The organism is Streptomyces sp. NPDC085460 (assembly GCF_044541975.1).
Lineage (GTDB): Bacteria > Actinomycetota > Actinomycetes > Streptomycetales > Streptomycetaceae > Streptomyces.
In genome coordinates this window covers 221,048-246,377 of record NZ_JBITTO010000001.1, presented here as the reverse complement: position 1 = coordinate 246,377, position 25,330 = coordinate 221,048, and the positions used below count along the sequence as shown (strand labels likewise).

Below are 25,330 nucleotides of genomic sequence, written 5' to 3'. Positions count from 1 at the left end.
ATGTTCACCCCGCAGGGCCCGACCCTCCGCGAACTGGCCAGGCAGGCGCTCTCCTCGGTCGAGGACGGCTACGACCTCCTGGCGCCCACGTTCGACGCGACCCCCTTCCGCACCCCCGACCGCGTCCTCGCGGCGGTGTCCCGCGCCCTGGCGGAACTCGGCCCCTTCGAGTCGGGCCTGGACGTCTGCTGCGGCACCGGAGCCGGCCTCCCCGTCCTGCGCGCGGTCTGCGCGGGCCGCGTCACCGGCGTCGACTTCAGCACGAACATGCTGGCCGAGGCGCGCCGCCGGCACCCCGCCGCCACCCTGGTCCGCGCCGACGCCCGCGCCCTCCCCTTCGCTCCCGCCTTCGACCTCGCGGTCAGCTTCGGCGCCTTCGGCCACTTCCTCCCCGCCGAGCAGCGCACCCTCTTCGCCCAGGTCCACGCCTCGCTCCGCCCCGGCGGCACCTTCGCCTTCCCGCTCCCGGCCCCGCCCCGGGTCGGCTCCCGCGCCTACTGGACCCTGTGGGCCTTCGACGCGGCGATGCGCGTCCGCAACGCGCTCCGGCACCCCCCGTTCGTCATGTACTACCGCACCTTCCGCCTCGCGGACGTCCGCTCCGCCCTGGAGGGGACCGGCTTCGAGGTCACCCACCTCCCCCTCCCCGACTTCGGCACCCGCCCGGACGGCGCCCCGAACTGCCGGCTGGTGGTGGCGCGGAAGGTCTAGCCCTTCGGTCCGTCCGCCCCGCAGGGGACGCGGGGGGAGTCGGCCGGGACGAGGCGGAGCTTCTCCAGCGGGACCTTCAGGCCGGCGCGCTCCTCCGCGTCCCAGAGCACCACCACTCCCCCGGAGTCACCGAGTTTGAGGTAGGCGCGCTTCGGGTCCAGGACCCCGCCGTCCACCGGGACCTCGGCGAGCTTGCCGACGGGAGAGGGGCAGACCCACTCGGGGTCGATGCCGTAGTAGCCGGCCGGGGTGCGGCCCGCCGCGGCGGCGGTGGCGGCCTTCTTCCCCGCCGTGCCGGCCGCCAGCAGGCCGTACCCCATGAAGCCGAGCAGGACCAGCACGATGCTCATCACCAGCACCACGAAGTTGCCGAACAGGCGGTCCTTCACGTGCCAGTGGAAGTGCTGCATGTAGCCGAGCAGGCTCGGGGCGATGAACCACAGGCTGAGGCACGCGGTCAGCTTGAGCATCGCCATGAACTGGTAGGCCCGCGGTATCTCCACGTCCTCCAGGTCGACGCCGAAGGCGTCCAGATACATGACGTGCAGCGCGGTGCCCATGCCGGGCAGGAAGCCGAAGGCGAGCGGGATCAGCGCCGGAAGCAGCCAGGGGGCGACTCGCTGCCAGCTCCACTGGCGCACCAGGAGACGGAGGCCGTTCGCCACGGCCGCCGCCGTCAGCACGCCCATCAGGACAGGGGCCGCGACTCCTCGGTCCGGCACCTCCCGGGCCAGGAAGGCGCCGGCCGCGCCGCTGAACAGGACCAGCCCGACGGCGATGGTGGCCGTGGCCGCCCGGGAGCTTCCCTGCGGGTCACGCGAGGCGGTGACCGCCGCGCACCAGCCGATCAGCGGCAGCAACGCGAGGCTCGGCCACGACCACCGGTCCTGGACGAGCAGCACGTCCATGACGCGGGCGCCCAGCAGCATGGCCAGCACCGCGCACGCGAGGAGGCCGCCCATGACGCGCGCCGACGCCCGGCGACCGCCCAGCGCGCTCACCGGTGTCGACGTGGGTGCGGCGCCCGAGGGCCGGCGGACGGCGACCCCCGCCCCGGGCACCGGCGCACCCGGCAGCGGCCTCGCGGCCAGCCACCGGGCGGCCTGTGGTGTCGCCGCCGTGATCAACCGGCCCGTGTCCCGGGTCCCGAGGTGCTCGGCGCGCCAGAGTTCGAGCCGCTTGCGGGCCCGGACGGCCGCGGTCGCGTCCGCGGGGACCTCGGGCCTGGCGTAGGCGTACCAGCGCGGCAGGTCCTTCACGTCCCGCTCGACGCCCTCTACCGCCAGGACCCGCATGTCGAGCTGGAGCTCGTCGCCGATCAGCTCGATCCGCTGCCGGGCGCCGGAGACCGCGTTGAGCCGGCTGCCGGGGAAGCGGGCCTCGATCAGATAGCGGACGCGCCGCTCGGCGAGCGGGAGCGGATCCCGGCCCTGCCGGTCGAGCACGGGCCACCCCCGGGCGGCGAGGGCCTCCTCGAACAGCTCGTGCTCACCGCGCAACCCGCGCAGTTCGACGAGGGCCGTGGCCCGCCGGTCGAATCCAGCCCCTCGCGGCATCCGCCGCTCCCTCCCCCGAAGGTGCAGATGACGAGAAAGGCCGGTCGATACGAGATCGACCGGCCTGTTCCGTGGTGTCCGAGGGGGGACTTGAACCCCCACGCCCGATAAAGGGCACTAGCACCTCAAGCTAGCGCGTCTGCCATTCCGCCACCCGGACAAGGTGTCTGTCGTGATCGCGGGTGTTCCCCGCGGCGACATGGATAACTCTACCAGGGGTTCGCGGGGGCTTTCACCGGCGTTTTCCGTGGTCAGTCGGGGGTGGTGGGTGGGGGCGGCCCGTGCGCCGGGTGGACCCCGGGCCGTGACCCGGGCGCACGGGGACCGCCCATCCCCGGGGATGCCGCCGTGGCGGCCGGGAGCACGGCGCCCCCCGACGCCTGCTCCGGGATCCACCCTGTCCCCGGGGGGTTGGTCCAGGCCAGTCCCGAGGCCGGATTACGTCAGGTCAGCGGAGGGCGGTGAGCCGGGCGGAGACGACGACGTTGCCGGAGTAGCCGCCGGCGCGGGTGTAGGGGCCGCCGCAGGTGATCACGCGGAGCTCGGGGGCTCCGGTGGAGGCGTAGACGCGGTCGGCGGGGAAGTCGTCCTTGGGGACGAGTTCGACGCCGTGGACGGTGAAGACGGCGGTGCGGCCGTCGGCGCGGTGGATGTCGATCGCGCGGCCCCGGGTGAGGGCGCCGAGGGAGTGGAAGACGGCGGGGCCGGCCGGGGTGTCGACGTGGCCGACGACGACGGCGGTGCCGGGTTCGCCGGGGGTGACGGCGCCGGCGAACCAGCCGGCGCGGCCGGGGTGCTCGGGCGGCGGGGCCTCGATCCAGCCGTCCGCGTCCAGGCCGACCCGGGTCAGGGGCGCGTCCACGCCGATCGCGGGGATCGTGACGGAGAGCGGGGCGGAGCCCGGGAGGGCGGGGCGGGCGGGGAGCGGCGAGGCCGCCGGGGCGGGGGCGTCGGCCGCGAGGGGCTGGGGCGGGCCGGCGGCGGTGAGCTGCTCCGTACCGCCGCGGACGAGGTGGACGCCGGTGAGGAGGAGGATCGCGACGACGCCCCAGGCGCCGCGCCGGCCGTACGCGCTCTCCACCGGCTCGGCCTCCTCTGCTCGGGTGGGTGCTGGTCGCCCCTCCGTCCCGGACCTCGTCACACCGGGACGGAGGGGCCGTCTCAGGGGCGGTCGCCGGTCCGGCCGCGGCGGGTGAGGACGACGGCGGCGGCGAGGGCTCCGGTGATGAGGACGGCGCCGCCGGCCAGCTCGGCGGCGCCGAGCGCGTCGGAGCCCGTGGAGCTGCCGAAGCCGGCCTTCACGCCCTTGTGCGGGGTGACCGGGGCCGGCGGCGGGGTGGTGCCGTGGGTGATGGTCAGGCTGGTGGTGCCGCGCTCGCCCTTGCAGTCGAAGGCGATCTCGTACTCGGCGCCGGCCTTGGCTTCGACGTCGACGGTCGCGCTGCCGGGGCGGCCCTCGGTGAGGGTCACGGTGTCGAAGATCCCCGAGGTGACGGTCACGGACGGCACCTCGCAGCCGTCGCTGGTCAGGGTGACGGTGCCGCCGGGGGCGACGGTGCGCGGGGTGACGGAGAAGCCGAAGGAGGTGATGCCCTGGCCGGTGGGGTCGCCCGTCCCGGCGCCCGGTCCCGATCCTGTCCCGGCGCCCGGTCCTGGTCCTGTCACGGCCTCCGCCCCGGCGTCCGGTCCCGCGCCCGTACCGGCGCTCGCCCCGTCGCCCGCGAACGCCGCGGGGGCGGACAGGGCCACGGCCGCCGCCGTGAGCAGGGCGGCGGAAGCGGTGCGTATCGCGCGCATGCGGTCCTCCGGGTCGCGGCGGGGGCGGGGCGCGGAGCCGCTCCGCGTCCGGGTCCGGCACCGTCGGCGCCGGCATCCCCACCGCGTTCGAAGCTAGGCGCGCCCGGGGGCCGCCGCCACCGGTCCCCGCTCGCGCTCGGCCGAACGGGGCACCCGGCCGTGCCGGTCAGGGGATCCGGACGACCTGGCCCGCGTAGGAGAGGTTGCCGCCGAAGCCGAAGAGGAGGACGGGGGCGCCGGAGGGGAGTTCGCCGCGCTCGACGAGCTTGGCCAGGGCGAGCGGCACGGAGGCGGCGGAGGTGTTGCCGGAGTCGACGACGTCCCGGGCGACGACGGCGTTGACGGCACCGATCTTCGCGGCGAGGGGTTCGATGATGCGCAGGTTGGCCTGGTGGAGGACGACGCCGGCGAGGTCCTCGGGGGCGATGCCGGAGCGGGCGCACGCCTCACGGGCGAGGGCGGGGAGCTTCTGGGTGGCCCAGCGGTAGACGCTCTGGCCCTCCTGGGCGAAGCGCGGCGGGGTGCCCTCGATGCGGACGGCGTGGCCCATCTCGGGGACCGAGCCCCACAGCACGGGGCCGATGGCGCCGGTGTCGGTCTCGGTGGCCTCGACGATCACGGCGCCGGCGCCGTCTCCGGTGAGGACGCAGGTGGTGCGGTCGGTCCAGTCGGTGATCTCGGTCATCTTGTCAGCGCCGATGACGAGGGCGCGGCGGGCGGCCCCGGCCCGGATCGCGTGGTCGGCGGTGGCGAGCGCGTGGGTGAAGCCGGCGCAGACCACGTTGAGGTCGAGAGTGGCGGGCGCGCCCATGCCGAGGCGGGCGGCGACCCGGGCGGCGGTGTTGGGCGAGCGGTCGATCGCGGTGGAGGTGGCGACGATGACGTAGTCGATGTCGCCGGGAGCGAGGCCGGCGGCGGCGAGCGCCTTGCCGGCGGCGTGCGCGGCGAGCTCGTCGACCGGCTCCTCGGGGCCGGCCATGTGCCGCGTGCGGATGCCGACCCGGCTGAGGATCCACTCGTCGCTCGTATCGACCAGCTCGGCCAGGTCGTGGTTGGTCAGTACCTTGGCGGGCTGGTAGTGCCCGAGCGCGGCGATGCGAGTGCCCGTCATCCCGGGACCCCCTCGATGGTTCGTTCAGCGGCAGGAACCACCCAGTCTTGCCAGCGACTGATGGGTAACCGGTGACGTAAACCACCAAGATTCCCCCGAGTCGCTTGGCCGACCGTGACAAGGGGGCGGGCGGCGCACCGGATCGGGCGGGGGTTCGGGGGGTGGCGGAGAATGACACGGTCAGGGGCAGGAACACCGACGGAATCGAAGGCGGCGGGGATGGGACGGGTCACCGAGCGACGGCGGGTCACGCGGATCCGGGGCGGCGCGGTGAGCGCGCGGCCGGACACGCTGGTGGCGGAGGAGCCGCTGGAGATCCGGCTGAACGGGCGGCCGATCGCGATCACGATGCGGACGCCGGGCGACGACTTCGCGCTGGCGGCGGGCTTCCTGGTGAGCGAGGGGGTGCTGGCCGCCGCGGCGGACGTGCGGTCGATCGTCTACTGCGCGGGGGCGAAGGAGGACGGTACGAACACGTACAACGTGGTGGACGTGAAGCTGGCGCCGGAGGTCGTCGTCCCCGACATCACCCTGGAGCGGAACGTCTACACGACCTCGTCGTGCGGTCTGTGCGGCAAGGCGAGCCTGGACGCGGTGCGGACGACGGCGCGTTTCCCGATCGCCGACACTCCCCCGGTACGGGTCTCCCCCGCGCTGCTCGCGGAGCTGCCGGACCGGCTGCGGGCGGCGCAGAAGGTCTTCGACACGACGGGCGGGCTGCACGCGGCGGCGCTCTTCTCGGAGGACGGCGAGCTGCTCGACGTACGGGAGGACGTGGGCCGGCACAACGCGGTGGACAAACTGGTGGGGCGGGCGCTGCGGGAGGACCTGCTGCCGCTCGACCGGGCGGTGCTGCTGGTGTCGGGGCGGGCCTCCTTCGAGCTGGCGCAGAAGGCGGTGATGGCGGGGATCCCGGTGCTCGCCGCGGTGTCCGCGCCGTCGTCGCTCGCGGTCGACCTGGCGGCGGAGACGGGTCTGACGCTGGTCGGGTTCCTGCGCGGGCCGGACATGAACGTGTACGCGGGCGAGCACCGGATCGCGCTCTGACCGCCCCGGGGGACGGGGTCAGTTCTTCGGCGGGTCGATCATCTGGAGGGTGAGGGTCGCCGGGGGCGGGGCGAGGCCGGGGCCGCCCGCCCCGGTCCAGGCGAGGATGTCGTCGAGGCAGTCGTCGTCGAGGGTGAAGGCGATCCAGGCGGCCCGGCCGCCGCGCCGGCGGCCCTCGGTGGAGGGCTGGACGACGACGATGTTGGCCTGGGCGCAGGGGCCGAGGCAGTCGCTGGTGCGGACGGCGAGCTTCCCGCCGGAGGCCGCGGCGGCGGCGCGGAGCCGGTCGAGCTGGGCGTCGTGGTCGGTGCCGGGGTTCTTCCGCGGGTCGCCGCAGCAGCAGCCCCGGCAGACGACGAGGGAGCAGGGGCGGGCCCCGTAACGTATCGGGACGCGGTTCATCCGCGGCCGTCCAGGACGATCGCGGGGACGGCGGCGACGGTGCCGAGGCGGGGGAAGTCGAGGTCGACGGAGGCCCGGTGCTCGTCGGCGGTGAGCGCGGTCATGGCGTCCTCGGCGAAGACGAGGTCGTAGCCGAGGTCGGCGGCGGCGCGGGCGGTGGACTCGACGCCGAGGTTGGTGGCGATGCCGGCGAGGACGAGGGTGCGGACGCCGAGGCCGGTGAGCAGCTCGTGCAGCCCGGTGTCCTGGAAGCCGCCGATGGTGCGCTTGACGACGACCGGCTCGCCCTCGCGCAGGAGGTCGGGGACGAGCTCGCTGCCGGCCGGCTGGACGGGGACGCCGGGCCGCTCGACGCGGAGGTGGACGACGGGGGCGCCGGCGGTACGGAAGGCGGTGGCGAGCCGTCCGGCGGCGGCGAGGACGTCGGTGCCGGGGCGGGGGGCGAGCGGCAGCGCGACGATCCGTTCCATCAGGTCGACGAGGAGGAGCGCGGTGCGGCCGGGATCGAGTGAGGGCATGGGAGCACCGTAGCCGCCCGGATCGGCCCGGATGATCACCGCGGTGGGGACGGTGGCGCGATCCGGCCGGGGCCGGCGGGGGAAGCGGATACGGGGGCTTCGGCGGAGGCTTCGGCCGGGCCGGGGGCGGGGGTGGCGGGTGCGGTGGCCGTGTCGGTGGGCTCCGGGTCGCGGGCCCGGCGCTTGGCGAGGACCGCGCAGACCATCAGCTGCATCTGGTGGAAGAGCATCAGGGGCAGCACGGCCAGGGAGGCGTGGGCGCCGAAGAGGACGCTCGCCATGGGCAGGCCGGCCGCGAGGCTCTTCTTGGACCCGGCGAACTGGATGGCGATCCGGTCCGCCCGGCCGAAGCCCAGCTTCCCGGCCCCGTACCAGGTCAGGGCGAGCATCAGGGCGAGGAGGACGGCCTCGGCGGCGAGCAGCAGGGCGAGCCGGCCGGGGGTCACCAGGTGCCAGATGCCGGCGACCATGCCCTGGCTGAAGGCGGTGTAGACGACGAGGAGGATCGAGCCCCGGTCGACGTACCCGAGGACCTTCTTCCGGCGGGTCAGGAAGCCGCCCACCCAGGGGCGCAGCGCCTGCCCGAGGAGGAAGGGGACCAGGAGCTGAAGGACGATCCGCAGGAGGGCGTCGGCGGAGAGGCCGCCGGTGCTGCCGCCGAGCAGGGCGGCGGCGAGCAGCGGGGTGAGCACGATGCCGGCGAGCGAGGAGAAGGAGCCGGCGCAGATGGCGGCCGGAACGTTGCCCCGGGCGATCGAGGTGAAGGCGATCGACGACTGGATGGTCGAGGGGACCAGGCAGAGGAAGAGGAAGCCGCTGTAGAGCTGGGGCGTGAGGACGGCCGGCACGAGACCGCGGGCCGCGAGGCCGAGCAGCGGGAAGACGAGGAAGGTGCAGCCGAGGACGGTGAGGTGGAGCCGCCAGTGGCGCAGTCCGTCGAGCGCCTCCCGGGTGGAGAGCCGGGCGCCGTAGAGGAAGAACAGCAGCGCGACCGCGCCCGTGGCGGCGGCCTCGGCGACGGTGGCGGCCTTGCCGGAGGCGGGCAGCAGGGCGGCGAGGCCGACGGTGCCGAGCAGGGCGAGGACATAGCCGTCGACCGGCAGCCAGGAGGGCAGGAGGGGGCGTCGGTTCATGGCTCCACGCGGGGCTGGGCGGTCAGTACGCGGTCCCGTGACGGGCCGGCGCGTGCTCCCATCCTGGTCCACGGGGCGGTCATCGGGAATCCCGTACAGCCCACTGACTGTCATCACGATCCGCGATAGCGTCGGGAGGGTGTACGAGCCCACCCAGCTGCGCACCTTCCTCGCCGTCGCCCAGGCGCTGAGCTTCACCCGGGCGGCCCGGCGGCTCGGGCTGCGCCAGTCCACCGTCAGCCAGCACGTGCGACGCCTGGAGGAGGCGACCGGGCGGCCGCTCTTCACGCGGGACACCCACAGCGTGGAGCTGACCGAGGACGGTCAGGCGATGCTCGGCTTCGCCCGCACGATCCTCCAGGCGCACGAGCGGGCGGCGGCCTTCTTCACCGGGACGCGGCTGCGCGGCCGGCTGCGGTTCGGCGCCTCGGAGGACTTCGTGGCGACCCGGCTGCCGGAGATCCTGGAGTCCTTCCGGCGCGCCCACCCCGAGGTGGACCTGGAGCTGACGGTCGGCCTGTCGGGGACGCTCCAGGCGCGGCTCGCGGCGGGCCGGCTCGATCTGATCCTGGCCAAGCGGGGTGCCGGGGCGGACGGCGACGGCGGGGTGCCGGTGTGGAGCGACGTCCTCGTGTGGATCGGTGCGCCGGGGCTGCGGCTCGACCCGGACCGGCCGGTGCCGCTGATCGTCTATCCGTCGCCGGGCATCACCCGGGCGCGGGCGCTGGCGGCGCTGGAGGCGGAGGGCCGGGCGTGGCGGATCGCCTGCACGAGCTCCAGCCTGAGCGCGAACGTGGCGGCGGCCAGGGCGGGGCTCGGCGTGATGGCGCACACCCGCGGCCTGGTGCCGCCGGGCCTCGTCCCCGTACCGGCGAGGGCGGGCCTGCCGGAGCTGGGCGGGGTCGACTTCGTGCTGCGCAAGGGCCGGCGCGGCGGGGCGACGCAGGACGCGGCGGACGCGCTGGCCGAGGCGATCCTGGAGAGCGGCGACGGGCTGCGACGCCCGGGCTGAGGCCGCGACGACCGCGGCGACCCGGCCGTCACGCCCCGGGCGCCGGCGCCCGGCGGGACGCCGCTCCCCCGGCCGGGCGTCGTGGCGTGCTCGGCCGGTACAGATTCGGTGGAGACTTCCGGCCCCGCGGACGTACCGGTCGGTACGCAACGGCCCCCGCACTTCGGTCGATTACCCGCCCACCCGCCCTGACCAGTACGAACGAGGAATGTCGCGGCTTGGTGAAGGTCCTGCCGCCGCCGCTCCGGGTGGGGTACGGTCACGGCGCCGCAGCCGTCACAGCGGCCCCTTTCAGCCACCGAGCCGTCGAGGGAGGACCAGGTCCGTGCGCGAGTTCACCGTGCCGCCCGTCGAGGCGGCCCCCCTGAGCGGCGGCCTCGCGGACGCCGTCTTCGCCCGTGCCGCCGACACCCCCGACGCGGTCGCCTTCGGGCGACGGACGGCGGACGGGGGCTGGGAGGACGTGAGCTCCGCCCTGTTCCGGGACGAGGTGCTGGCCCTGGCGAAGGGGCTGATCGCGCACGGCGTGCGGTTCGGCGACCGGGTCGCGATCATGTCCCGCACCCGCTACGAGTGGACCCTCTTCGACTTCGCCCTGTGGACGCTCGGCGCCCAGCCCGTGCCGGTCTACCCGACCTCCTCCGCCGACCAGGTGCACTGGATGCTGCACGACGCCGAGGTCACCGCCTGCGTCGTGGAGCACGAGGACCACGCGATGACCATCGGCTCCGTGGTGGACCGGCTGCCGCGGCTCCAGCGGCTGTGGCAGCTCGACCCCGGCGAGGACGCGGGCCCCGGCGCGGTCGCGGAGCTCACCGCGGCCGGCGAGGGCATCGACGAGGAAGTGGTGCACCGGCACCGGCGCGCGGTCACCCCCGATTCGGTGGCGACGGTCATCTACACCTCGGGCACCACCGGCCGCCCCAAGGGCTGCGTGATCACCCACGGCCACTTCATGGTCGAGACGGACGCCCTGCTGGTCGGCTGGGAGCCGGTCTTCCGCTCCCGCCCCGGCGAGCGGGCGTCCACCCTGCTCTTCCTGCCGCTCGCCCACGTCTTCGGGCGGATGGTGGAGGTGGCCGCGGTCCGCGGCGGGGTGAAGCTCGGGCACCAGCCGTCGATGACCGCCGCCGCCCTCCTGCCCGACCTGGCCACCTACCGGCCGAGCTTCGTCCTCGCCGTGCCGTACGTCTTCGAGAAGATCTTCCACGCGGCGCGCCGCCGGGCCGAGGCGGACGGCCGCGCCGGCGTCTTCGACAAGGCCGTGGACGTGGCCGTGAAGTACGCGGAGGCCCTGGAGCACAAGGCGTTCGGCGAGGGCCCCGGCCCGTCGGCGGCGCTGCGGGTGCAGCACCAGTTCTTCGACAAGACGGTCTACGCCAGGGTGCGCGAGGCGCTCGGCGGGCGGATCAAGTACGCGATGTCGGGCGGCTCGGCGATGGACCGCAGGACCGGGCTGTTCTTCGCGGGCGCCGGGGTCACCGTCTTCGAGGGGTACGGCCTGACGGAGACGACCGCCGCCGCGACGGCGAACCCGCCCGGCCGGGTCAGATACGGCACGGTGGGCCGGCCGGTGCCCGGGACGACCGTGCACATCGCGGAGGACGGCGAGGTGTGGGTCCACGGCGGGCAGGTCTTCTCCGGCTACCTGGGCGACCCGGCGGCCACCGCCGCCGTGCTCAACGACGGCTGGCTCGCCACCGGCGATCTCGGCGCGCTCGACGACGAGGGCTATCTGACGATCACCGGGCGGAAGAAGGAGATCCTGGTGACCTCGGGCGGCAAGAGCGTGGCGCCGACCGGCCTGGAGGAGCGGGTACGGGCCCACCCGCTGATCGCCCAGTGCCTCGTCGTCGGCAACGACCGGCCGTACATCGCCGCCCTGGTCACCCTGGACCAGGAGGCCGTCGACCACTGGCTCGCCATCCAGAACCGCCCGCCGCTCTCCCCCGCCGAGCTGGTCCGCGACCCGGACCTGGAGACGGAGATCCGGCGCGGCGTGGTGGCCGCGAACACCCTGGTCTCGCAGGCCGAGTCGATCCGCACCTTCCGCATCCTCGCCCACCCCTTCAGCGAGGAGCACGGCCTCCTCACCCCGTCGCTGAAGCTGAAGCGCAAGGCCATCGAGCGCGCCTACGCGGCGGAGGTCGAGGCGCTGTACGGCTGACGGCTCGGTGCCGCGCGTGCGGAATGTTCCGGGGCCGGTGATCGTTGGACAGCGGGGGCGTGCCGCGGCACGCCCGCCGCGTACGACCACGACGACGTAAGGATCCATCCCACGTGAGCACGGACAACAAGGTCCCCTCGGTCATCCTGAACAACGGCGTGGCGATGCCGCAGCTCGGCTTCGGCGTCTGGCAGGTGCCGGACGCCGAGGCGGAGAAGGCCGTGGCCACCGCGCTGGAAGCCGGATACCGCTCCATCGACACGGCGGCGATCTACGAGAACGAGCGGGGCACCGGCCGGGCCGTGGCGGCCTCCGGGATCGCCCGCGACGAGCTCTTCGTCACCACCAAGCTGTGGAACAGCGAGCACGGCCACGACGCGACGCTGCGCGCCTTCGACACCTCCCTGGAGCGCCTCGGCCTCGACCACGTCGACCTGTACCTCGTCCACTGGCCGGTCCCGGCCCAGGACAAGTACGTCGACACCTACCGGGCCCTCGAGAAGATCCTCGCCGACGGCCGCGCCAAGGCGATCGGCGTCTCCAACTTCCTCCCCGAGCACCTGGAGCGGCTGACCGCCGAGACCTCCGTGGTGCCCGCGGTGAACCAGATCGAGCTGCACCCGCAGCTGGCGCAGGCCGAGTCCCGCGCCCTGCACGACCGGCTCGGCATCGCGACCGAGGCGTGGTCGCCGCTCGGCCAGGGCCGGGGGCTGCTCGACGTCCCCGCGCTCGTCGCCATCGCCCGCAAGCACGAGCGCACCCCCGCCCAGGTGGTGCTCCGCTGGCACCTCCAGCTCGGCAACGTGGTCATCCCGAAGTCGGTGACCCCGTCCCGGATCCGCGAGAACATCGAGGTCTTCGACTTCGAGCTGGACGCGGAGGACGTCGCCGCGATCGCCGCGCTCGACGAGGGCCGGCGCCTGGGCCCGAACCCCGCGCACTTCAACATGGCCTGAGGCGCCCGGTGACGACGGGGACGAGGGACGGGGGCCCGGCCCCCGTCCCGGACGGGCTCTACCGGGTGCGGAACGTGGGCAGCGGACTCGTCCTGGAGGTGTACGCCGGTTCGCGGCGGGGCGGCGCCAAGGTGCAGCAGGGCGCCGCCGCGGACGACGCCCCGGGGCAGCGCTGGCAGGTGTCCGCGGTGCCGAACGGCGGCGGGCTCTACCACCTGGTCAACGCGGCCAGCGGGAAGCGCCTCGACGTCGTGAACGCCTCCACGGAGCCGGGCGCGCTCGTCCAGCAGTGGCGGGCGAACAACTTCGGCGCCCAGGAGTGGATCATCGAGCGGGATGTCGAGGAGCCCGGCACGGTCACGCTGGTGAGCTTCGTCAGCGGGCTGCTGCTGGAAGTGGCGGACGGTTCGGCGGCCGAGGGCGCCGACATCCGGCAGGGGGAGGACACCGACTCACCGTTCCAGTGGTGGCGGCTGGAGCCGGTGCCCTCCTGAGCGGGGCACGGACGGCGGCCCGCGCGGTTCAGCCCTTGCGGGCGGTGTGGACCGTGTGGGCCGTCAGGTGGAAGAGGTCCGTGCGCCGGTGCAGGGACTGCGCGTCGGCCGGGTCGAGGAGGCGGTCGAGGGTGGCGCGGTCCTCGGCGTCCAGCCGCTCGCCGAAGCCCTCGCGGAGCCGCCCGAAGTGGCTGACGGCGAGCTCGCGGACGACCTGCGGGACCGGTGCCGGCACGTCCACGAGGAAGGTGCGGGTGCCGGCCGGGGTGAGGCCCGCGGAGACGAACAGGGCGCGCCAGTCGTCCGGTTCGCGGGTGGAGCCGGGCAGTTCGGCGCGCATCCGGGCGAACTGGCCGGCGTGCTCGGCGTCGAGGCGGGCCTCCAGGCCGGGGCGGCCGATGCCGATGTCCCGGGGCAGATGACGGGGCGGCAGCCCGCCCTCGACGAGCGCGATCAGACCTCCGGGGCGCAGCGTCTCGGCCAGGTCCGCGACCGCGGCCCGCTGGTCGCCGATGTGGTGCAGCGAGTTGCCCGCCCACAGCAGGTCGGCCTCGCCCAGGGTGCCGTTGTCGGCGGGGAGTTCGGCGCGCAGGGTGGCGACCCGGTGGCCGAGGCCCCGCTCCTCGGCGCGGGCGCGGGCCCGCTCCAGGAGCTCCGGCGTCGCGTCGACGGCGACGGCCTCGGCGTAGGGGAACGCCTCCGCGAGGAGCGTGGTGATGACGCCGGGACCGCTGCCGACGTCGAGGAGCCTGCGGACGCCGATCGCCGGGACGAGGGTGCCGAGCCAGGCGGCGGCCTCGCGGTAGGAGGTGCCGGCGACCTCGGCCTGGCGCTCCAGGAGCGGGGCGAGCCGGCCCCAGTCGAGCGCGGCGCCGTCGCCGTGGGAGTGGTCGTGGGAGTGGGACTGGTCGTGGGACTGGTCGTGGCCGGGTCCGTCACCGTGGGAGGAGCCGTGACCGGCGCCGTGACCGGCGCCGTGAGGGTGGTCGTGGCCGGGCCCGTGGTCGTGGCCCGGCCCGTGGTCGTGGGCCTGCGGGGCCGGGGCGGGCGCGGGGGCTTCGCGGTGCTGGGTCATGGGACCAGCCTGCGCCGCCCCTCGACGCGGCGCAAGAAAAGTTGCCGGTACGGCAAACGCCTCGGGAGCCCGCCGCACGGCGCGGGAGGTCCGCCGCCGGCCCGGCGAGCAGGCCGGGGACAAAAGTCCCGGGGGGTTTCCCGGTCCCGCTGTTAGCCTGGGCGTATGGGTGCGTTCCACTACTACTTCCTCTGATTCCGGGTACCGGCCCGGCCGCCGTCGCGGCCGTGCGCCGGTTTCGTGTGCCCTGATTCCACGAACCCACCTGAGGAACACCCATGCGCGAACGCGCTCAGCTCTCCCTCCGTCACGCCGGCGTCGCCTTCGGGGACCGCCGCATCCTCGACCAGGTCTCCTTCACCGTCCGCCCCGGCGAGAAGGCCGTCGTCGTCGGTGAGAACGGCTCCGGCAAGTCCACCCTGCTCCGGCTGCTCGACGGCACCCTGGCCCCCGACGAGGGCGAGGTCCTGGTGCGCTTCCCGGGCTCCGTCGCCCGGCTCGCCCAGACGCTGCCGGAGACGTACCCCGTCGGCCCGGACGACACCGTCCGGCACGCCCTCGACCTCGCCCTCGCCGAACTCCGCGAGCTCGAGGCCGAGCTGAGGGCCGCCGAGGCGGGTCTCGGCGCGGCGGGCCCCGACGAGCTCGCCGCGTACGGCGAACTCCTCGACCGCTTCGAGGAGCGCGGCGGCTACCGCGCGGACGCCGAGGTCGCCGCCGCCCTCGACGCCCTCGGCCTCGGCCACGTCACCGCCGACCGGCCGCTCGCCACCCTCTCCGGCGGCGAGCAGGCACGGCTCGCCCTCGCCTGCGTCCTCTCCTCCGGGGCCGAGCTGCTGCTGCTCGACGAACCGACCAACCACCTCGACCGCGACGCCGTGGACTGGCTGCGGGCGCGGCTCGCCGCGCACCGGGGCACCGCCCTCGTCGTCACCCACGACCGCGCGTTCCTCACCGGCTTCGCCACCACCGTCCTGGAGGTCGACCGGGACACCAGGACCGTGCTGCGGTACGGGGACGGCTGGACCGGCTACCGGGCGGCGAAGGCCGCCGAGCGGCGCCGCCGGACGCAGGAGCACCTGGAGTGGCGGGAGGAGGTGGCCCGCACCGAGGAGCTGGTCGCGGCGGCGGGGCAGCGGCTCGCGGCGACCGGGAAGGATCCGCGCCAGGGCTTCGGCAAGCACCGCCGCTCCAGCGAGAACAAGCTCTCCGGGCAGGTGCGGACGGCCCGCCGCCGGCTCGAGGAGCTGCGGCGGGAGCCGGTGGCCGCGCCGCCGGAGCCGCTGCGCTTCGACGGGCGGTTCGCCGGGGACGGCGCTGAGCCGCCCGAGGGGCCGCTCGTGGAGCTGGAGGACGTGGTCGTCGGCGGCCGGCTCGCCGTGGAGAAGCTGCGGATCGAGGCGGGTGAGCGGCTGCTCGTCTCCGGGCCCAACGGGGCCGGGAAGACGACCCTGCTGCGGGTGCTCGCCGGCGAACTCGCCCCGGACGCGGGGGTGGTGCGCCGGGCCGGCCGGGTCGGTCACCTCGCCCAGGAGCTGCCGCACTCCCCCACCCGCCGCACGGCCCTCGCGGTCTGGGCGGAGGGCCGACCGGGACCGCCGGAGGAGCACGCGGGTGAGCTGCTCGCCCTGGGGCTGCTGCGGGAGGAGGACCTGGCGGTGCCGGTGGCCGCGCTGTCGGCCGGTCAGCGCCGGCGGCTCGAACTCGCGCTCCTGGTCTCCCGCCCCGCCGACCTGCTGGTCCTGGACGAGCCCACGAACCACCTCGCGCCCGCGCTGGTGGAGGAGCTGGAGGAGGCGGTCGCCGCGTTCCCGGGCGCGGTGGTCGCGGTCTCGCACGACCGGGAGTTCCGCGAGCGCTTCACCGGCCGCCGGCTCGAACTGGCCGGGGGCCGCGTCTCCTCCTAGGGGACGGGCTTCGCGTGGGCCACGAGCCGGTACTCCGGGTCCGCGCGGGGCCGGTCCTGGTCCGGGAGGGCAGCCAGGGCTCCCGCGAGGGTGTCCGTGGTGGCCGCGTCGCCGCGGAACCAGGAGGCGTAGTGGCCGGCGCGGAGCCTGCGGGCGGTGCCTCGCGGGGTGGCGCCCTGGCCGTGCCCGGTGAAGGCGGTGGCCCCGGCCGGGGCGAGGCCGTGCGCGGCGGCGAGCGCGCCGACGCGCCCGGCCAGGTCGCGGGCGGCGGCGGCCGACCGGTGCGGCCGGAGCAGGGCGTCGATGTCGCTGCCGACGTCGTGGGCGGCGTCCTTGTCGACGGTGACGGCGAGGACGCCGCCGGGGCGCAGCACCCGGGCGGCCTCGGCGACGATCTCCCCGGTGTACGGCACCAGGTGGAGCAGCCAGACCGCGCAGACGGCGTCGAGGCTCGCGTCGGGGAACGGCAGCCGGCGGGCGTCGGCGCGGACCACCCGGCCGGGCAGCCGCCCGGCCGCGGTCCTGAGCATGGCGTGGGCGGCGTCGGCGCCGAGGACGCGCAGTCCGGCCCCGGCGATCCGCTCGGTGACGAGGCCGGTGCCGCAGGCGAGGTCGAGGAGGGTGCGGGCGCCGGGCGGCAGGAGCCGCAGCACGGCTCCGGCCGCCGCCTCCGCTCGGGGCACACCGCCCCGGGTCTCGTCGTAGTGCGCCGCCTCGGTCTCGTAGTCGAGCAGGGTGTCCGCCATGCCGGGGATCGTACGGGGGCCGGCGTGGCGAACGATCCGGCCCGGGTGGGCGGGGCCCGGCGTGGCGCGGCGGGCGGACGGTGTGTCAGTGGGCGCCGTGGGCGGGGGCGATGGCCTCGACGCGCTCGGCGAGGGCGAAGTCCTTGTCGGTGAGGGCGCCGCCGGCGGAGTGGGTGTGGACGGAGACCGCGACCGAGTCGTACCCGAGCGTCAGATCCGAGTGGTGGTCCAGCTCCTGCTGGATCTGGGCCACGTGGACGACGAGGGCGGTGGCGGCGAAGTGGTCGGCGAGCCGGTAGGAGCGGACCAGGCGCGCGTCCTCGACGGACCAGCCGGGAAGCTCCCGCAGTCGGTCCTCGATCTCCTTCTGCGACAGCGGCTGCGTGGGCACGGGGTGCTCCCTCCGGTCGGTGGTGCGCGGGGCGGGTTCGAGGTGCGGATGTGCCCCCGGGGGAACGTACCCGGGTCACCCCTCTGAGATACCGTCTGCCCATGACGACAGTCGTGAACGACACGGGAGTGGGGCCCCTGCTGCGCGACTGGCGGGAGCGGCGGCGGCTGAGCCAGCTGGAGCTGGCGCTGCGCGCGGACTCCTCGGCGCGGCACATCTCCTTCGTCGAGACCGGGCGTTCGCGGCCGAGCGAGGAGATGATCCTCCGGCTCGCCGAGCACCTGGAGGTGCCGGTGCGGGACCGCAACGTGCTGCTGCTCGCGGCGGGTTACGCGCCCCGGTACGCGGAGTCGGCGCTCGACGCGCCGGAGCTGGAGACGCTGCGGGAGGGCATCGAGCGGCTGCTCCAGGGGTACGACCCGTACCCGGCGCTGGTGGTGGACGGCTCGTACACGGTGGTGGCCGCCAACCGGGCGATCGCGCTGCTGATCGAGGGGCTGCCGGAGCATCTGCTGACCCCGCCGATGAACGTCATGCGGGTCACGCTGCACCCGGAGGGCCTGGCGCCCCGGATCCGCAACTTCCGCGAGTGGCGGGGGCATCTGCTGGCCCAGATGGAGCGTCAGATCGCCTACGCCCGCTCGGACGCGCTGCGCGCGCTGTACGAGGAGGTGGCGGCGTATCCGCTGCCGGAGCCGCACCCGGGCGACCAGGAGGATCCCGAGCCGTACCCGTACTTCGCGCTGCCGCTGCGGATCGAGCACGACGGGCGGGTGCTGTCCTTCGTGTCGTCGATCTCGACCTTCAACACGCCGATGGACGTGACCGTCGCCGAGCTGGCCATCGAGACGATGCTCCCGGCCGACCCGGCGACGGGGGAGTACCTGCGGTCCCTCAGCGCGTAGCGGCGCGCAGCGCGGCCCACTGGAGGAGGGCGAAGCCCGCGACGGTGCCGGCCTGCACCGGGGTCCAGACGACTCCGGCGGTGGTGGGCTCCAGCCAGGCGGCGAGCGCGACGAGGCTGAGGGCGGCCCACAGCAGGTTGGCGTCGATGACGAGCTTCACGCCGAGCACCGGGGGCTGCGGGCGGGCGGCCAGCCAGGCGACGCCGGCGGCGTAGGCGGTGAGGAAGACGCCGAGGCCGAGGAGGAGCGTGCGGTCCACGCCGAGGAGTTCGCCGAGCGGGCCGGCGGCGACGGCGTAGGCGAGGCCGTTGGCCCCGGTGACGGCGGCGTCGAGGGCGAGGAACCGGCGCACCATGGACTGCGGCTGGGTGGTGCGGGAGAGTCCGGCGAGCAGGGCCTGGGACATGACGGATCACCCTCCTGAAGGGGTCGCTCGTACGGTGGGGCCCGGCGCCCGGGCGGAGTGCGCCGCCCGGGTTCCGGTGGTGAAGAGCTTGCCGCCTCAGGAGGGCGCGGGTCGATTACCCCGGAGGTCATGCGGGCCGCCGGACGGCCCGTCAGTAGGCGGCCTGGCGGTGCCCGATGAAGGCGCGGAGCCGGGTGGTGTCGGCGTCGGTCCAGCCGGCGGGCGGGACGACGGCGGCCCAGCCGTCGACGGCCCCGGCGCCGTAGCGGTGGCCGTGCGGGGCGTCGACGCCGTACGAGACGGCCATGTCGACCGAGGTCTGCCAGAAGGTGACGAAGGGGAACCAGCGGATCTCGGGGGTGATGTCCGGGCCGAGCGGGCGGGAGAGCCAGGCGGGCCGGTCGAGGAGGAGGTCGGGCGACCACCAGACGACCGGGTCCGAGGCGTTCTGGAGGTAGACCACGCGGGGGTGTTCCCAGACGGCGGACGGCCGGGCGAGGTCGGCGGCCGGGAACTGGGCGAAGCGGACGCGGCTGCCGCCCTCGTACTGGGGGCGCCAGACCGGGCTGCCCGGGTCGCGGTCGCGGCGGAGCTCGCGGGAGATCGGCGAGAAGTCGGGCGGGCCCATGATCAGGGCTCCGTCGGTGCCGGCGAGGAGGGCGTCGGCGGTGCCGAAGGAGGCTTCGACGGCGTAGGCGCCGAGGCTCTCGCCGGTGACGACGAACGTCGGCCGGCGGTCGGCGGGCAGGGTGTCGAGGCGGGCCCGTACGGCGTCGACGAGGGCGCGGGTGGCCTGGCCGGCCTTCTCCTTGTCGACGAGGAAGGAGACCCAGCTGGGCAGGTACGAGTACTGGACGGCGACGATCGCGGTGTCGCCCCCGTACATGTACTCCAGGGCCTCGGCGGCGTTCGGGTCGATCCAGCCGGTGCCGGTGGTGCCGGCGACGGCGAGCACGGCCCGGTCGAAGGCTCCGGTGCGGTCGAGTTCGCGGACGGCGAGGGCGGCCTGGGCGGCGAAGGGGCGGTCGTCGGAGAAGGCGACGGGCGGGGTGGACGGCACGTAGACGCGGACGGGGTCGCGGGCGGGGCGACCGCTCCAGGCGGTGAGCGCGGCCCGGGTGGGTGTGGAGCCGGTGAAGTTGCGGCCCTGGTAGCCGAGCGCGTCCCAGTCGAGGAGGGAGCCGGGGCCGCCGGAGACGTAGCGGGACGCGGGGCGTTCGATGCCGGCCTTGGTGCCGCCGTTGGTGGCGGCGGCGATGCGGTCGGCGATGTCGACGATCCCCCGGTCGTAGACGATGTCGCGGACGCCGACGAGGACGGCGAGGGCGGTGAGCAGCGCGCCGGTGGCGTAGGCGGCGGGGCGGGGCAGGAGCCGGCCGAGCAGCCGGATGAGGGTGACGGCGGCGAGCCGGACGAGCCGGGCGAGGACCAGCGCGAGGGCCAGGAGGGCGAGTCCGATGAGGGCGATCATCGGGGTGTGCCAGGTGAGCGAGGGCGGCAGGTCCTGGAGGACCCGCAGCCGGCGCTGCATCCGGGCCGACTCGGAGATCAGCCAGACGCTCGCGACGGGGGCGAGCAGCCAGTACGCCTGCCAGCAGCGGGCCCGTATCCGCTCGCCCGGCGGGCGGGGGACGACGGCCCGGAAGAGCCAGGCGAGGGTGGAGCCGAGGGCGTAGCCGATGGCGGCGGTGATGCCGCCGACGATGCCCTGGAGGTACCAGGGGCGGGGCACGAGCGAGGGGCTGAGGCTCGACCAGAAGAAGACGGTGGCGAGGCAGAGCGCGGTGAGGTCGGGCCAGCGCCGGACCCGGTACGCGGGGTCGGGCCGGTCCCAGTAGGGCCGCCGCGCGAAGGCGGCGGCGCGCCGGGCGGCGCGCCGGGCCGTGCCGGGGGCCGGGCCGGAGCGCGGTCCCGTGGACCGATCGGGGTGGGTGGTCCGGTCGGTCGAGGTCATCCGGTCAGCCTGGTACGGGCGGACGGGTGACCGCAAACCGGATTCTCCGGCGGGCGGACGGATCCGGCCGCCCGGCGCGGGGCAGGGCGGCCGGTCCCGGCGGGTCAGCGGGCCGGGGGCTCCCGGTGCGGGCGCGGTCCCGCCGGGGCGGGATCGGGCTCGGGGGCCGCTTGCGCGGGCGCCGGTTCGGCGGGGTGCTCGGCGGCGCGGCGGCCACGGGCGACCTCGGCGCGCAGCAGGGCCTGGAGGACGGCGTACGGGTCTGACGTCATGGTGGTGCTCCTCGCGGGTGCGGGATGGGTGGGGGCTGCTGCGGCGGGGCCGGTCAGCAGCGCATCACCACCCGCCGGTGCGGGAGCGCGCGCGGAGCGGGTACGGGACGGGGGGCGCCGCGCCGGGGGGCGCGGCGGGCGGCGCGGGGGCGCGGGGGCGGCGGGACGGGGCGGACGCGGGTCCTGCGGTGCCGGGTGCGGCCGGGGAGGCCGGCCTCGGCGGGGCCGGGTTCGTACGTCTCGCCGACGGGGTCCGGCACGGCGGGCGCGCCGGCCGGCCGGGGTTCGGCGGCGGGTCCCGGCAGGGCGGCCGCGGGGCCGGTCGCGGCGAGGGCGGCGAGGACGAGCAGCGCGCCGCAGACGAGGAGGAGGAGCCGCCGGACGCGTGCCGGAGTGCCCGCCGGGGTGGCGGGCGCGCGGTGCGGCCGGGCCGGGTGGGCCGGCCGGGGTGCGGGGCTCACGGTGATCCGTACTGCCCCGCCGGGCCGGCCGGCGCTCCGTCCGGGCGGGAGATCCGCCCTCCTGGACTACGCCTCCGGGGCCGGATTCACCGCCTCGGCGGCGTCTCCCCCGGTGGCGGCGGCGCGGCGGCGGGCGGCCATCCAGGCGTACACGAGGACGCCGGCGAAGAGGAAGAGGACGCCCTGGTAGACGGCGGCGTAGCCGGATCCGGCGACGAGCCAGAGGGAGAAGCCGAAGGCGGCGAGGGCGAGGAGGGTGTCGCGGACGAGCCGGGAGCGCGAGACCCGGTCCGCCTGGCCGGAGAGCAGGAAGTAGATCTGGGCGGCGGCGGAGAGCAGGTAGGGGACGGTGGCGGTGAAGGTGGTGACGAGGACGAGGATCTCGAAGACTCCGCTCGGTCCCGCCGTGTAGTTGTAGACGGTCAGCAGGGAGGCGAGGACGACGGTCACGAGGACGCCGACGGTGGGCACGCCGCGCCGCTTCACGGTGAAGACCTTCGGGAAGAGGCCGTCGCGGGCGGCGGCGTAGGGGGTCTGGGCGCTGAGCAGGGTCCAGCCGTTGAGGGCGCCGAGCATGGAGACGAGGGCCATGCAGGCGACGGCGGTGCCGCCCCAGCCGCCGCCGAACATGAGGTCGACGGCGTCGGCGAAGGGGGCGCTGGAGCCGACGAGGTCGTCGTGCGGGACGGTGCCGAAGACCGAGACCATGGTGAGCAGGTAGAGCGCGGCGGCGGCGAGGGTGCCGAGGACGGTGGCGCGGCCGACGTTGCGGCGCGGGTCGCGGACCTCGCCGGCGCTGACGGCGGCGGACTCGACGCCGAGGTAGCTGAAGAGGAGGATCGCGGCGGAGGCGGAGACGGCGCCGAGCGCGCTCTCGTCGCCGGCCCGGAAGGGGCCGAGGTTGGCGCTGTCGAAGAACAAGAACCCGCCGACGGCGACCAGCAGCAGCGGGACGAACTTGAGGACGGTGGCGACGAGCTGGACGGCGCCGACGTACCGGGTGCCGGCGAGGTTGGCGAGGGCGGGCAGCCACTGGATCAGCAGGGCGGCGGCGATCGTCGCGGTCGTCGATCCGTGGAGGGGCAGGAGGACGTCGAGGTAGCCGACGGCGGCGACGGCGAGGGCCGCGTTGGAGACCCAGGCGGTGATCCAGTACGACCAGGCGGCGAGGAAGCCGGCGAAGTCGCCGAAGGCCGCGCGGGCGTAGACGTAGGGGCCGCCGGTCGTCGGGTGGCGGCGGGCGAGCCGGCCGAAGACCAGGGCGAGGGCGAGGGCGCCGAGGGTGAGGACGCCGAAGGCGACGAGGCTGATCGTGCCGAAGGGGGCGACGGAGGCGGGCAGGAGGAAGATGCCGCCGCCGATGATGTTGCCCATGACCAGGGCCGTGGCGATCGGGAGTCCGAAGCGCCGGGTGTGCTGTCCGCCGGTGTCCTGCCGCGTGGGAGTGGAGGTGGGGGTGGGCGTGGGCGTGGCGGGGGCCGTGGGGGCCGTGCTCATGGGGGTGGTGCGCCTTCCGTCGTGCAGAACCGGACATCGCTCCGGAACCGGACCATGGTCGACGACGGCGAACACCTGTCCAAATCAGTGGTTTTTGTCCGGCACGACCGGCCCCTTGACCGGAAGAACTGGTTCCGCTTCCGCTTCGGGCAGGGAATCCTCCCGAGTCGCCGCCGGGCGCTCCAGCGGCACCTGCGGCCCGTCGCTCTCGCGCAGCCAGCGGCGCAGCACGCGGTGCACCCGCTCCGCGCCCACCAGCTCCGCGCCCTCTGTGCCCTCTGTGCCCTCTGTGCCCTCTGTGCCCTCCTCGATCGGCGGCGACAGCTCCGGCGGCGACAGCAGGAAGGGGTGCGCCTGCTCCCCGCCGAGCCCGCCGTGCGAGCCGATCTGCTCCTCGAAGGCGTGCACGGTGCCGGTCGCCGGGTCGTACATCGAGTTGACCATCACGTCGGCGACGTGCGGGAAGCCGTCGGTGCGCCGGACGGCGTCGGCCGCGCCCGGGCCGAACACCGCCAGCGGCCCGTCGTCGGCCAGCTCCGCCACCGGCACCTCGACCCCGTCGGCGGCCAGCACCACCGAGCCGTGCTCGGCGCTCGCCACCAGCAGGAAGCCGATCCCCGGATGCTGCGCGAGGGTCCGCAGCAGCGCCGGGTGGCGCCGGTCGATCTCCTCCTTCGTCATCCGGCGCGGCACGTCGGGGAAGGAGATCAGGCCCAGGTTCCCCGAGGCGAGGACGACCGGCTCCGACGGACGGGCGGGCAGCTCCCGCTGGGCCTCCTCACCCGTCTCCACGGGCCGGTGCAGGGCGCTGCGCAGCGCGTCCCTGGCGGCGTCCCTGGCCTCCGCGCCGCTGCGGGTCCTGCCGACCCGGCGGGAGACCGGCAGCCCGCAGCCCGCCCGCACCAGGTCCTTCAGCGTCAGCCCGTACGCCCCCTCGAAGGTCTCCCCCGGGCTCTGTCCGTGGTCGGAGAGGAGCACGATCCGGTACGGCCGGGGCGCGTGCTCGGCGACCCGGGCGACCAGGGCGAGGGAGCGGTCGAGCCGGCGCAGCACCTGGTCGGTGTCGCGGCCCCGCGGTCCCGAGTGGTGGGCCACCTCGTCGTACGCCACCAGGTCGGCGTAGACGGCGGTCCGGCCGGCGAGCATGTCGCCCATGACGGCGGCGACCACCACGTCCCGCTCGATCACCGTCGCGAAGGCCCGGACGAAGGGGTACGTGCCGCCGCGCGGGATCCGCGGGCGCTCGCGGCGCAGCCGGGCCCGGGTCGACTGCGCCACCTCGCGGACGACCTCGTTGACGAAGGAGCCGGCGGTGCGGACCGCGTTGGCCGGGTCGGAGAAGTACGCGAAGTAGCCGGCGCGCGAGCGGTTCCGGCGGCCCCGGCGGGCCGCCACGGTCAGCACCAGCGCCACCTGGTCGGCGCCGCCGCTGAAGAGGTTGCCCCGGGAGGCGCCGTCCAGGGTGAGCAGTCCGCCGTCGCCGGTGCGGCGCACGGCCCGGCGCTGGAGCTCCACGGCGCTCGCCGGCCGGTTCGACACCATGAGCCGGCCGGTGTCCTTCTCGTACCAGCGGAAGGCCGGCACGTCCTCGTTGCTGCCGTGCAGGATGCCGAGCTGGCTGGCGCCGGTCTGGCTCGACCAGTCCGTCCGCCACGGGGTGAGCCGGTGCCCCGCGTCCAGCCAGCCGGCCACCGTCGGCATCACGCCGTCGGCGACGGCCGACCGCAGCACCTCGTGGCCGACGCCGTCGAGCTGGAGGAAGACCGTGCCCGGCGGGGGCGCCGGGACGGTCCGGGGGTCGCGGGGGCGGGTGCGGCCGGTCAGCCGGTAGAGCCGGCGGCGGTAGGCGTCGTCGTCCCGGACGGCGAGCGCGGTGGAGGTCGCGGAGGCGACGGCGGACATCACGGCGGCGACGACCACCGCCGTCTCCGGGTCGGCGGCCCCGCGCCCGTCCGGGATCAGCCAGAGCGCGACGAGCAGCAGCGAACCGTTCAGGAAGAAGACCAGCAGACCGAGGACGAGCGCGGGGACGAGGAGCAGGGCGCGGACCACCAGGGGCCAGACGAGCGCGGTCAGCAGACCGAAGGCGCCGGCCGCCCACGCGGCGGTCAGCGCCGTCCTGGTCAGGCTGTCGCCGTCGGCGGACTGCAGCTGGAAGTCGGGCAGCAGCCCGGCGAGCGCGAGGAGGGTGACCGTCGACACGGCCCACACGGTGAGCACGCGTACGGCCGTCCGCCCCGCGGTGCGCCAGCGGTCGGTGCCGCCGCCCCTTCGCCCGTCGCCCACGCCGCTCGTCACCTTTCACCCAAACGTCCCCCTACCCTGACACACCTACCCACGCGGGGCGCACGGCACATCGGGCGGGGGCGGACGGTGAGGGCCGCCGCGGGTCAGGTGCCGTCGTAGCCGGCGGTCGGCATGGAGAGCCGCCGGTGGACCGCCGCCTTGGCCGCGGAGTCGTAGGCGGGCGGCGCGGCGCCGGCCGTCTCCACCCGCACGCCCCGGCGGGCGCACTCCGCGCGGAAGCCGGCGACCGAGGTCAGGGCGCGGGCCAGGACGCGCTCGTTGGCGGCGACGAAGAGGTCGACCTCCCCCGACTCCACATCGGCCCACAGTTCGTCGTGGTCGGGGCGGACGCCGTAGAAGAGGAGCTGGCGGGCGAGGACGTACCCCCGCTCGACGGCCCAGCGGGCACACGCGGCCTGCTGGCCGCGCGTATCGACGAGGAACGGTTCGGAATCGAGTTCTTCGAGCGGGGTGAGGCTGGCGATCGCCGCCACCCGGACGTCGTTCATGCGCCGACCCTACTGCG

Annotated in this window: 25 protein-coding genes and 1 tRNA gene; 8 read left to right on the top strand and 18 right to left on the bottom strand. The window is 75.5% G+C overall.

The genetic code is table 11. The features are described from left to right. Positions 1 to 711: a class I SAM-dependent DNA methyltransferase gene (locus ACIGHB_RS01080; protein WP_399908448.1), complete on the top strand. Its 711-nt coding sequence runs from the start codon at positions 1 to 3 to the stop codon at positions 709 to 711. Here ACIGHB_RS01080 and ACIGHB_RS01075 read toward each other — a convergent pair. The 5 genes from ACIGHB_RS01075 to ACIGHB_RS01055 form a co-directional block, all read right to left on the bottom strand. Beyond that, a complete protein-coding gene (locus ACIGHB_RS01075; protein WP_399908445.1) occupies positions 708 to 2,267 on the bottom strand; it encodes a hypothetical protein in 1,560 nt (519 codons plus the stop codon). The two genes, ACIGHB_RS01080 and ACIGHB_RS01075, sit on opposite strands and share 4 nt — an antisense overlap. 72 nt (positions 2,268 to 2,339) lie before the next feature. Further along, positions 2,340 to 2,427: transfer RNA gene (locus ACIGHB_RS01070), tRNA-Leu, on the bottom strand. A gap of 288 nt (positions 2,428 to 2,715) precedes the next feature. Continuing rightward, positions 2,716 to 3,348 (bottom strand): class F sortase, encoded by a 633-nt coding sequence (locus tag ACIGHB_RS01065; RefSeq protein ID WP_399908442.1) that lies wholly within the window; start codon positions 3,346 to 3,348, stop codon positions 2,716 to 2,718. An 80-nt stretch (positions 3,349 to 3,428) separates the two neighbouring features. After that, entirely contained in the window at positions 3,429 to 4,064 is a 636-nt protein-coding gene (locus ACIGHB_RS01060) for a hypothetical protein (RefSeq protein ID WP_399908439.1), read from the bottom strand. A gap of 166 nt (positions 4,065 to 4,230) precedes the next feature. Further along, entirely contained in the window at positions 4,231 to 5,175 is a 945-nt protein-coding gene (locus ACIGHB_RS01055) for a beta-ketoacyl-ACP synthase III (RefSeq protein WP_399908436.1), read from the bottom strand. A 219-nt stretch (positions 5,176 to 5,394) separates the two neighbouring features. Here ACIGHB_RS01055 and fdhD point away from each other — a divergent pair, with 219 nt between their 5' ends. Next, a complete protein-coding gene (fdhD, locus tag ACIGHB_RS01050) occupies positions 5,395 to 6,222 on the top strand; it encodes a formate dehydrogenase accessory sulfurtransferase FdhD (protein WP_399908433.1) in 828 nt (275 codons plus the stop codon). A gap of 18 nt (positions 6,223 to 6,240) precedes the next feature. Here the strand turns inward: fdhD and ACIGHB_RS01045 are convergent, their stop codons facing one another. Genes ACIGHB_RS01045 through ACIGHB_RS01035 form a run of 3 tightly spaced genes read right to left on the bottom strand, consistent with a single transcriptional unit; the run spans position 6,241 to position 8,275 of the window. Then, on the bottom strand, positions 6,241 to 6,624 hold the full coding sequence (locus ACIGHB_RS01045) for a (2Fe-2S) ferredoxin domain-containing protein (protein WP_360315979.1): 384 nt from the start codon (positions 6,622 to 6,624) through the stop codon (positions 6,241 to 6,243). Beyond that, positions 6,621 to 7,142 (bottom strand): isochorismatase family protein, encoded by a 522-nt coding sequence (locus ACIGHB_RS01040; RefSeq protein ID WP_360315981.1) that lies wholly within the window; start codon positions 7,140 to 7,142, stop codon positions 6,621 to 6,623. Before ACIGHB_RS01040 ends, ACIGHB_RS01045 begins: the two co-directional genes overlap by 4 nt. 35 nt (positions 7,143 to 7,177) lie before the next feature. Further along, positions 7,178 to 8,275, bottom strand: a complete 1,098-nt coding sequence (locus ACIGHB_RS01035; RefSeq protein WP_399908430.1) for a bile acid:sodium symporter family protein — start codon at positions 8,273 to 8,275, stop codon at positions 7,178 to 7,180. A 139-nt stretch (positions 8,276 to 8,414) separates the two neighbouring features. Here ACIGHB_RS01035 and ACIGHB_RS01030 point away from each other — a divergent pair, with 139 nt between their 5' ends. The 4 genes from ACIGHB_RS01030 to ACIGHB_RS01015 all read left to right on the top strand — a co-directional run bounded on the left by ACIGHB_RS01030 (position 8,415) and on the right by ACIGHB_RS01015 (position 12,904). Next, the gene (locus ACIGHB_RS01030) at positions 8,415 to 9,287 is read left to right on the top strand and encodes a LysR family transcriptional regulator (RefSeq protein ID WP_399908427.1); all 873 of its coding nucleotides are present in this window, start codon (positions 8,415 to 8,417) and stop codon (positions 9,285 to 9,287) included. Positions 9,288 to 9,612: 325 nt separating this feature from the next. Continuing rightward, positions 9,613 to 11,454: an AMP-dependent synthetase/ligase gene (locus ACIGHB_RS01025; RefSeq protein WP_399908424.1), complete on the top strand. Its 1,842-nt coding sequence runs from the start codon at positions 9,613 to 9,615 to the stop codon at positions 11,452 to 11,454. A 164-nt stretch (positions 11,455 to 11,618) separates the two neighbouring features. Next, positions 11,619 to 12,410, top strand: coding sequence for an aldo/keto reductase (locus ACIGHB_RS01020; RefSeq protein WP_399909332.1), 792 nt, complete (start codon positions 11,619 to 11,621; stop codon positions 12,408 to 12,410). A gap of 8 nt (positions 12,411 to 12,418) precedes the next feature. Beyond that, a complete protein-coding gene (locus ACIGHB_RS01015) occupies positions 12,419 to 12,904 on the top strand; it encodes an RICIN domain-containing protein (protein ID WP_399908421.1) in 486 nt (161 codons plus the stop codon). 28 nt (positions 12,905 to 12,932) lie between these two features. Here the strand turns inward: ACIGHB_RS01015 and ACIGHB_RS01010 are convergent, their stop codons facing one another. Then, complete coding sequence (locus ACIGHB_RS01010) at positions 12,933 to 13,979, bottom strand: class I SAM-dependent methyltransferase (RefSeq protein WP_399908418.1); 1,047 nt, start codon at positions 13,977 to 13,979, stop codon at positions 12,933 to 12,935. Between the two features lie 278 nt (positions 13,980 to 14,257). Here ACIGHB_RS01010 and ACIGHB_RS01005 point away from each other — a divergent pair, with 278 nt between their 5' ends. After that, entirely contained in the window at positions 14,258 to 15,886 is a 1,629-nt protein-coding gene (locus ACIGHB_RS01005) for an ABC-F family ATP-binding cassette domain-containing protein (protein WP_399908415.1), read from the top strand. On the opposite strand, the gene ACIGHB_RS01000 is transcribed toward ACIGHB_RS01005, so the two are convergent. Together ACIGHB_RS01000 and ACIGHB_RS00995 are read right to left on the bottom strand one after the other, a co-directional pair. Continuing rightward, positions 15,883 to 16,620 carry a class I SAM-dependent methyltransferase gene (locus ACIGHB_RS01000; protein WP_399909330.1) on the bottom strand — a complete coding sequence of 246 codons (738 nt, stop codon included), beginning with the start codon at positions 16,618 to 16,620 and terminating at the stop codon, positions 15,883 to 15,885. The two genes, ACIGHB_RS01005 and ACIGHB_RS01000, sit on opposite strands and share 4 nt — an antisense overlap. 97 nt (positions 16,621 to 16,717) lie before the next feature. Beyond that, positions 16,718 to 17,023 carry a 4a-hydroxytetrahydrobiopterin dehydratase gene (locus ACIGHB_RS00995; protein ID WP_360316004.1) on the bottom strand — a complete coding sequence of 102 codons (306 nt, stop codon included), beginning with the start codon at positions 17,021 to 17,023 and terminating at the stop codon, positions 16,718 to 16,720. A gap of 101 nt (positions 17,024 to 17,124) precedes the next feature. Here ACIGHB_RS00995 and ACIGHB_RS00990 point away from each other — a divergent pair, with 101 nt between their 5' ends. Then, positions 17,125 to 17,928 carry a helix-turn-helix domain-containing protein gene (locus ACIGHB_RS00990; protein WP_399908412.1) on the top strand — a complete coding sequence of 268 codons (804 nt, stop codon included), beginning with the start codon at positions 17,125 to 17,127 and terminating at the stop codon, positions 17,926 to 17,928. Here ACIGHB_RS00990 and ACIGHB_RS00985 read toward each other — a convergent pair. The 7 genes from ACIGHB_RS00985 to ACIGHB_RS00955 all read right to left on the bottom strand — a co-directional run bounded on the left by ACIGHB_RS00985 (position 17,918) and on the right by ACIGHB_RS00955 (position 25,313). Beyond that, positions 17,918 to 18,334, bottom strand: coding sequence for a hypothetical protein (locus ACIGHB_RS00985; RefSeq protein ID WP_399908409.1), 417 nt, complete (start codon positions 18,332 to 18,334; stop codon positions 17,918 to 17,920). The two genes, ACIGHB_RS00990 and ACIGHB_RS00985, sit on opposite strands and share 11 nt — an antisense overlap. A gap of 151 nt (positions 18,335 to 18,485) precedes the next feature. Then, positions 18,486 to 20,288: an alpha/beta hydrolase gene (locus ACIGHB_RS00980; protein WP_399908406.1), complete on the bottom strand. Its 1,803-nt coding sequence runs from the start codon at positions 20,286 to 20,288 to the stop codon at positions 18,486 to 18,488. 104 nt (positions 20,289 to 20,392) lie between these two features. Next, complete coding sequence (locus ACIGHB_RS00975) at positions 20,393 to 20,560, bottom strand: hypothetical protein (RefSeq protein ID WP_399908403.1); 168 nt, start codon at positions 20,558 to 20,560, stop codon at positions 20,393 to 20,395. 53 nt (positions 20,561 to 20,613) lie between these two features. Next, a complete protein-coding gene (locus tag ACIGHB_RS00970) occupies positions 20,614 to 21,021 on the bottom strand; it encodes a hypothetical protein (protein WP_360313786.1) in 408 nt (135 codons plus the stop codon). A gap of 66 nt (positions 21,022 to 21,087) precedes the next feature. After that, the gene (locus tag ACIGHB_RS00965) at positions 21,088 to 22,518 is read right to left on the bottom strand and encodes an amino acid permease (RefSeq protein WP_399908399.1); all 1,431 of its coding nucleotides are present in this window, start codon (positions 22,516 to 22,518) and stop codon (positions 21,088 to 21,090) included. A gap of 84 nt (positions 22,519 to 22,602) precedes the next feature. Beyond that, positions 22,603 to 24,804, bottom strand: a complete 2,202-nt coding sequence (locus tag ACIGHB_RS00960) for a phage holin family protein (RefSeq protein ID WP_399908396.1) — start codon at positions 24,802 to 24,804, stop codon at positions 22,603 to 22,605. A gap of 104 nt (positions 24,805 to 24,908) precedes the next feature. Beyond that, positions 24,909 to 25,313, bottom strand: coding sequence for a hypothetical protein (locus ACIGHB_RS00955; protein WP_399908393.1), 405 nt, complete (start codon positions 25,311 to 25,313; stop codon positions 24,909 to 24,911). Positions 25,314 to 25,330 lie beyond the last annotated feature (17 nt).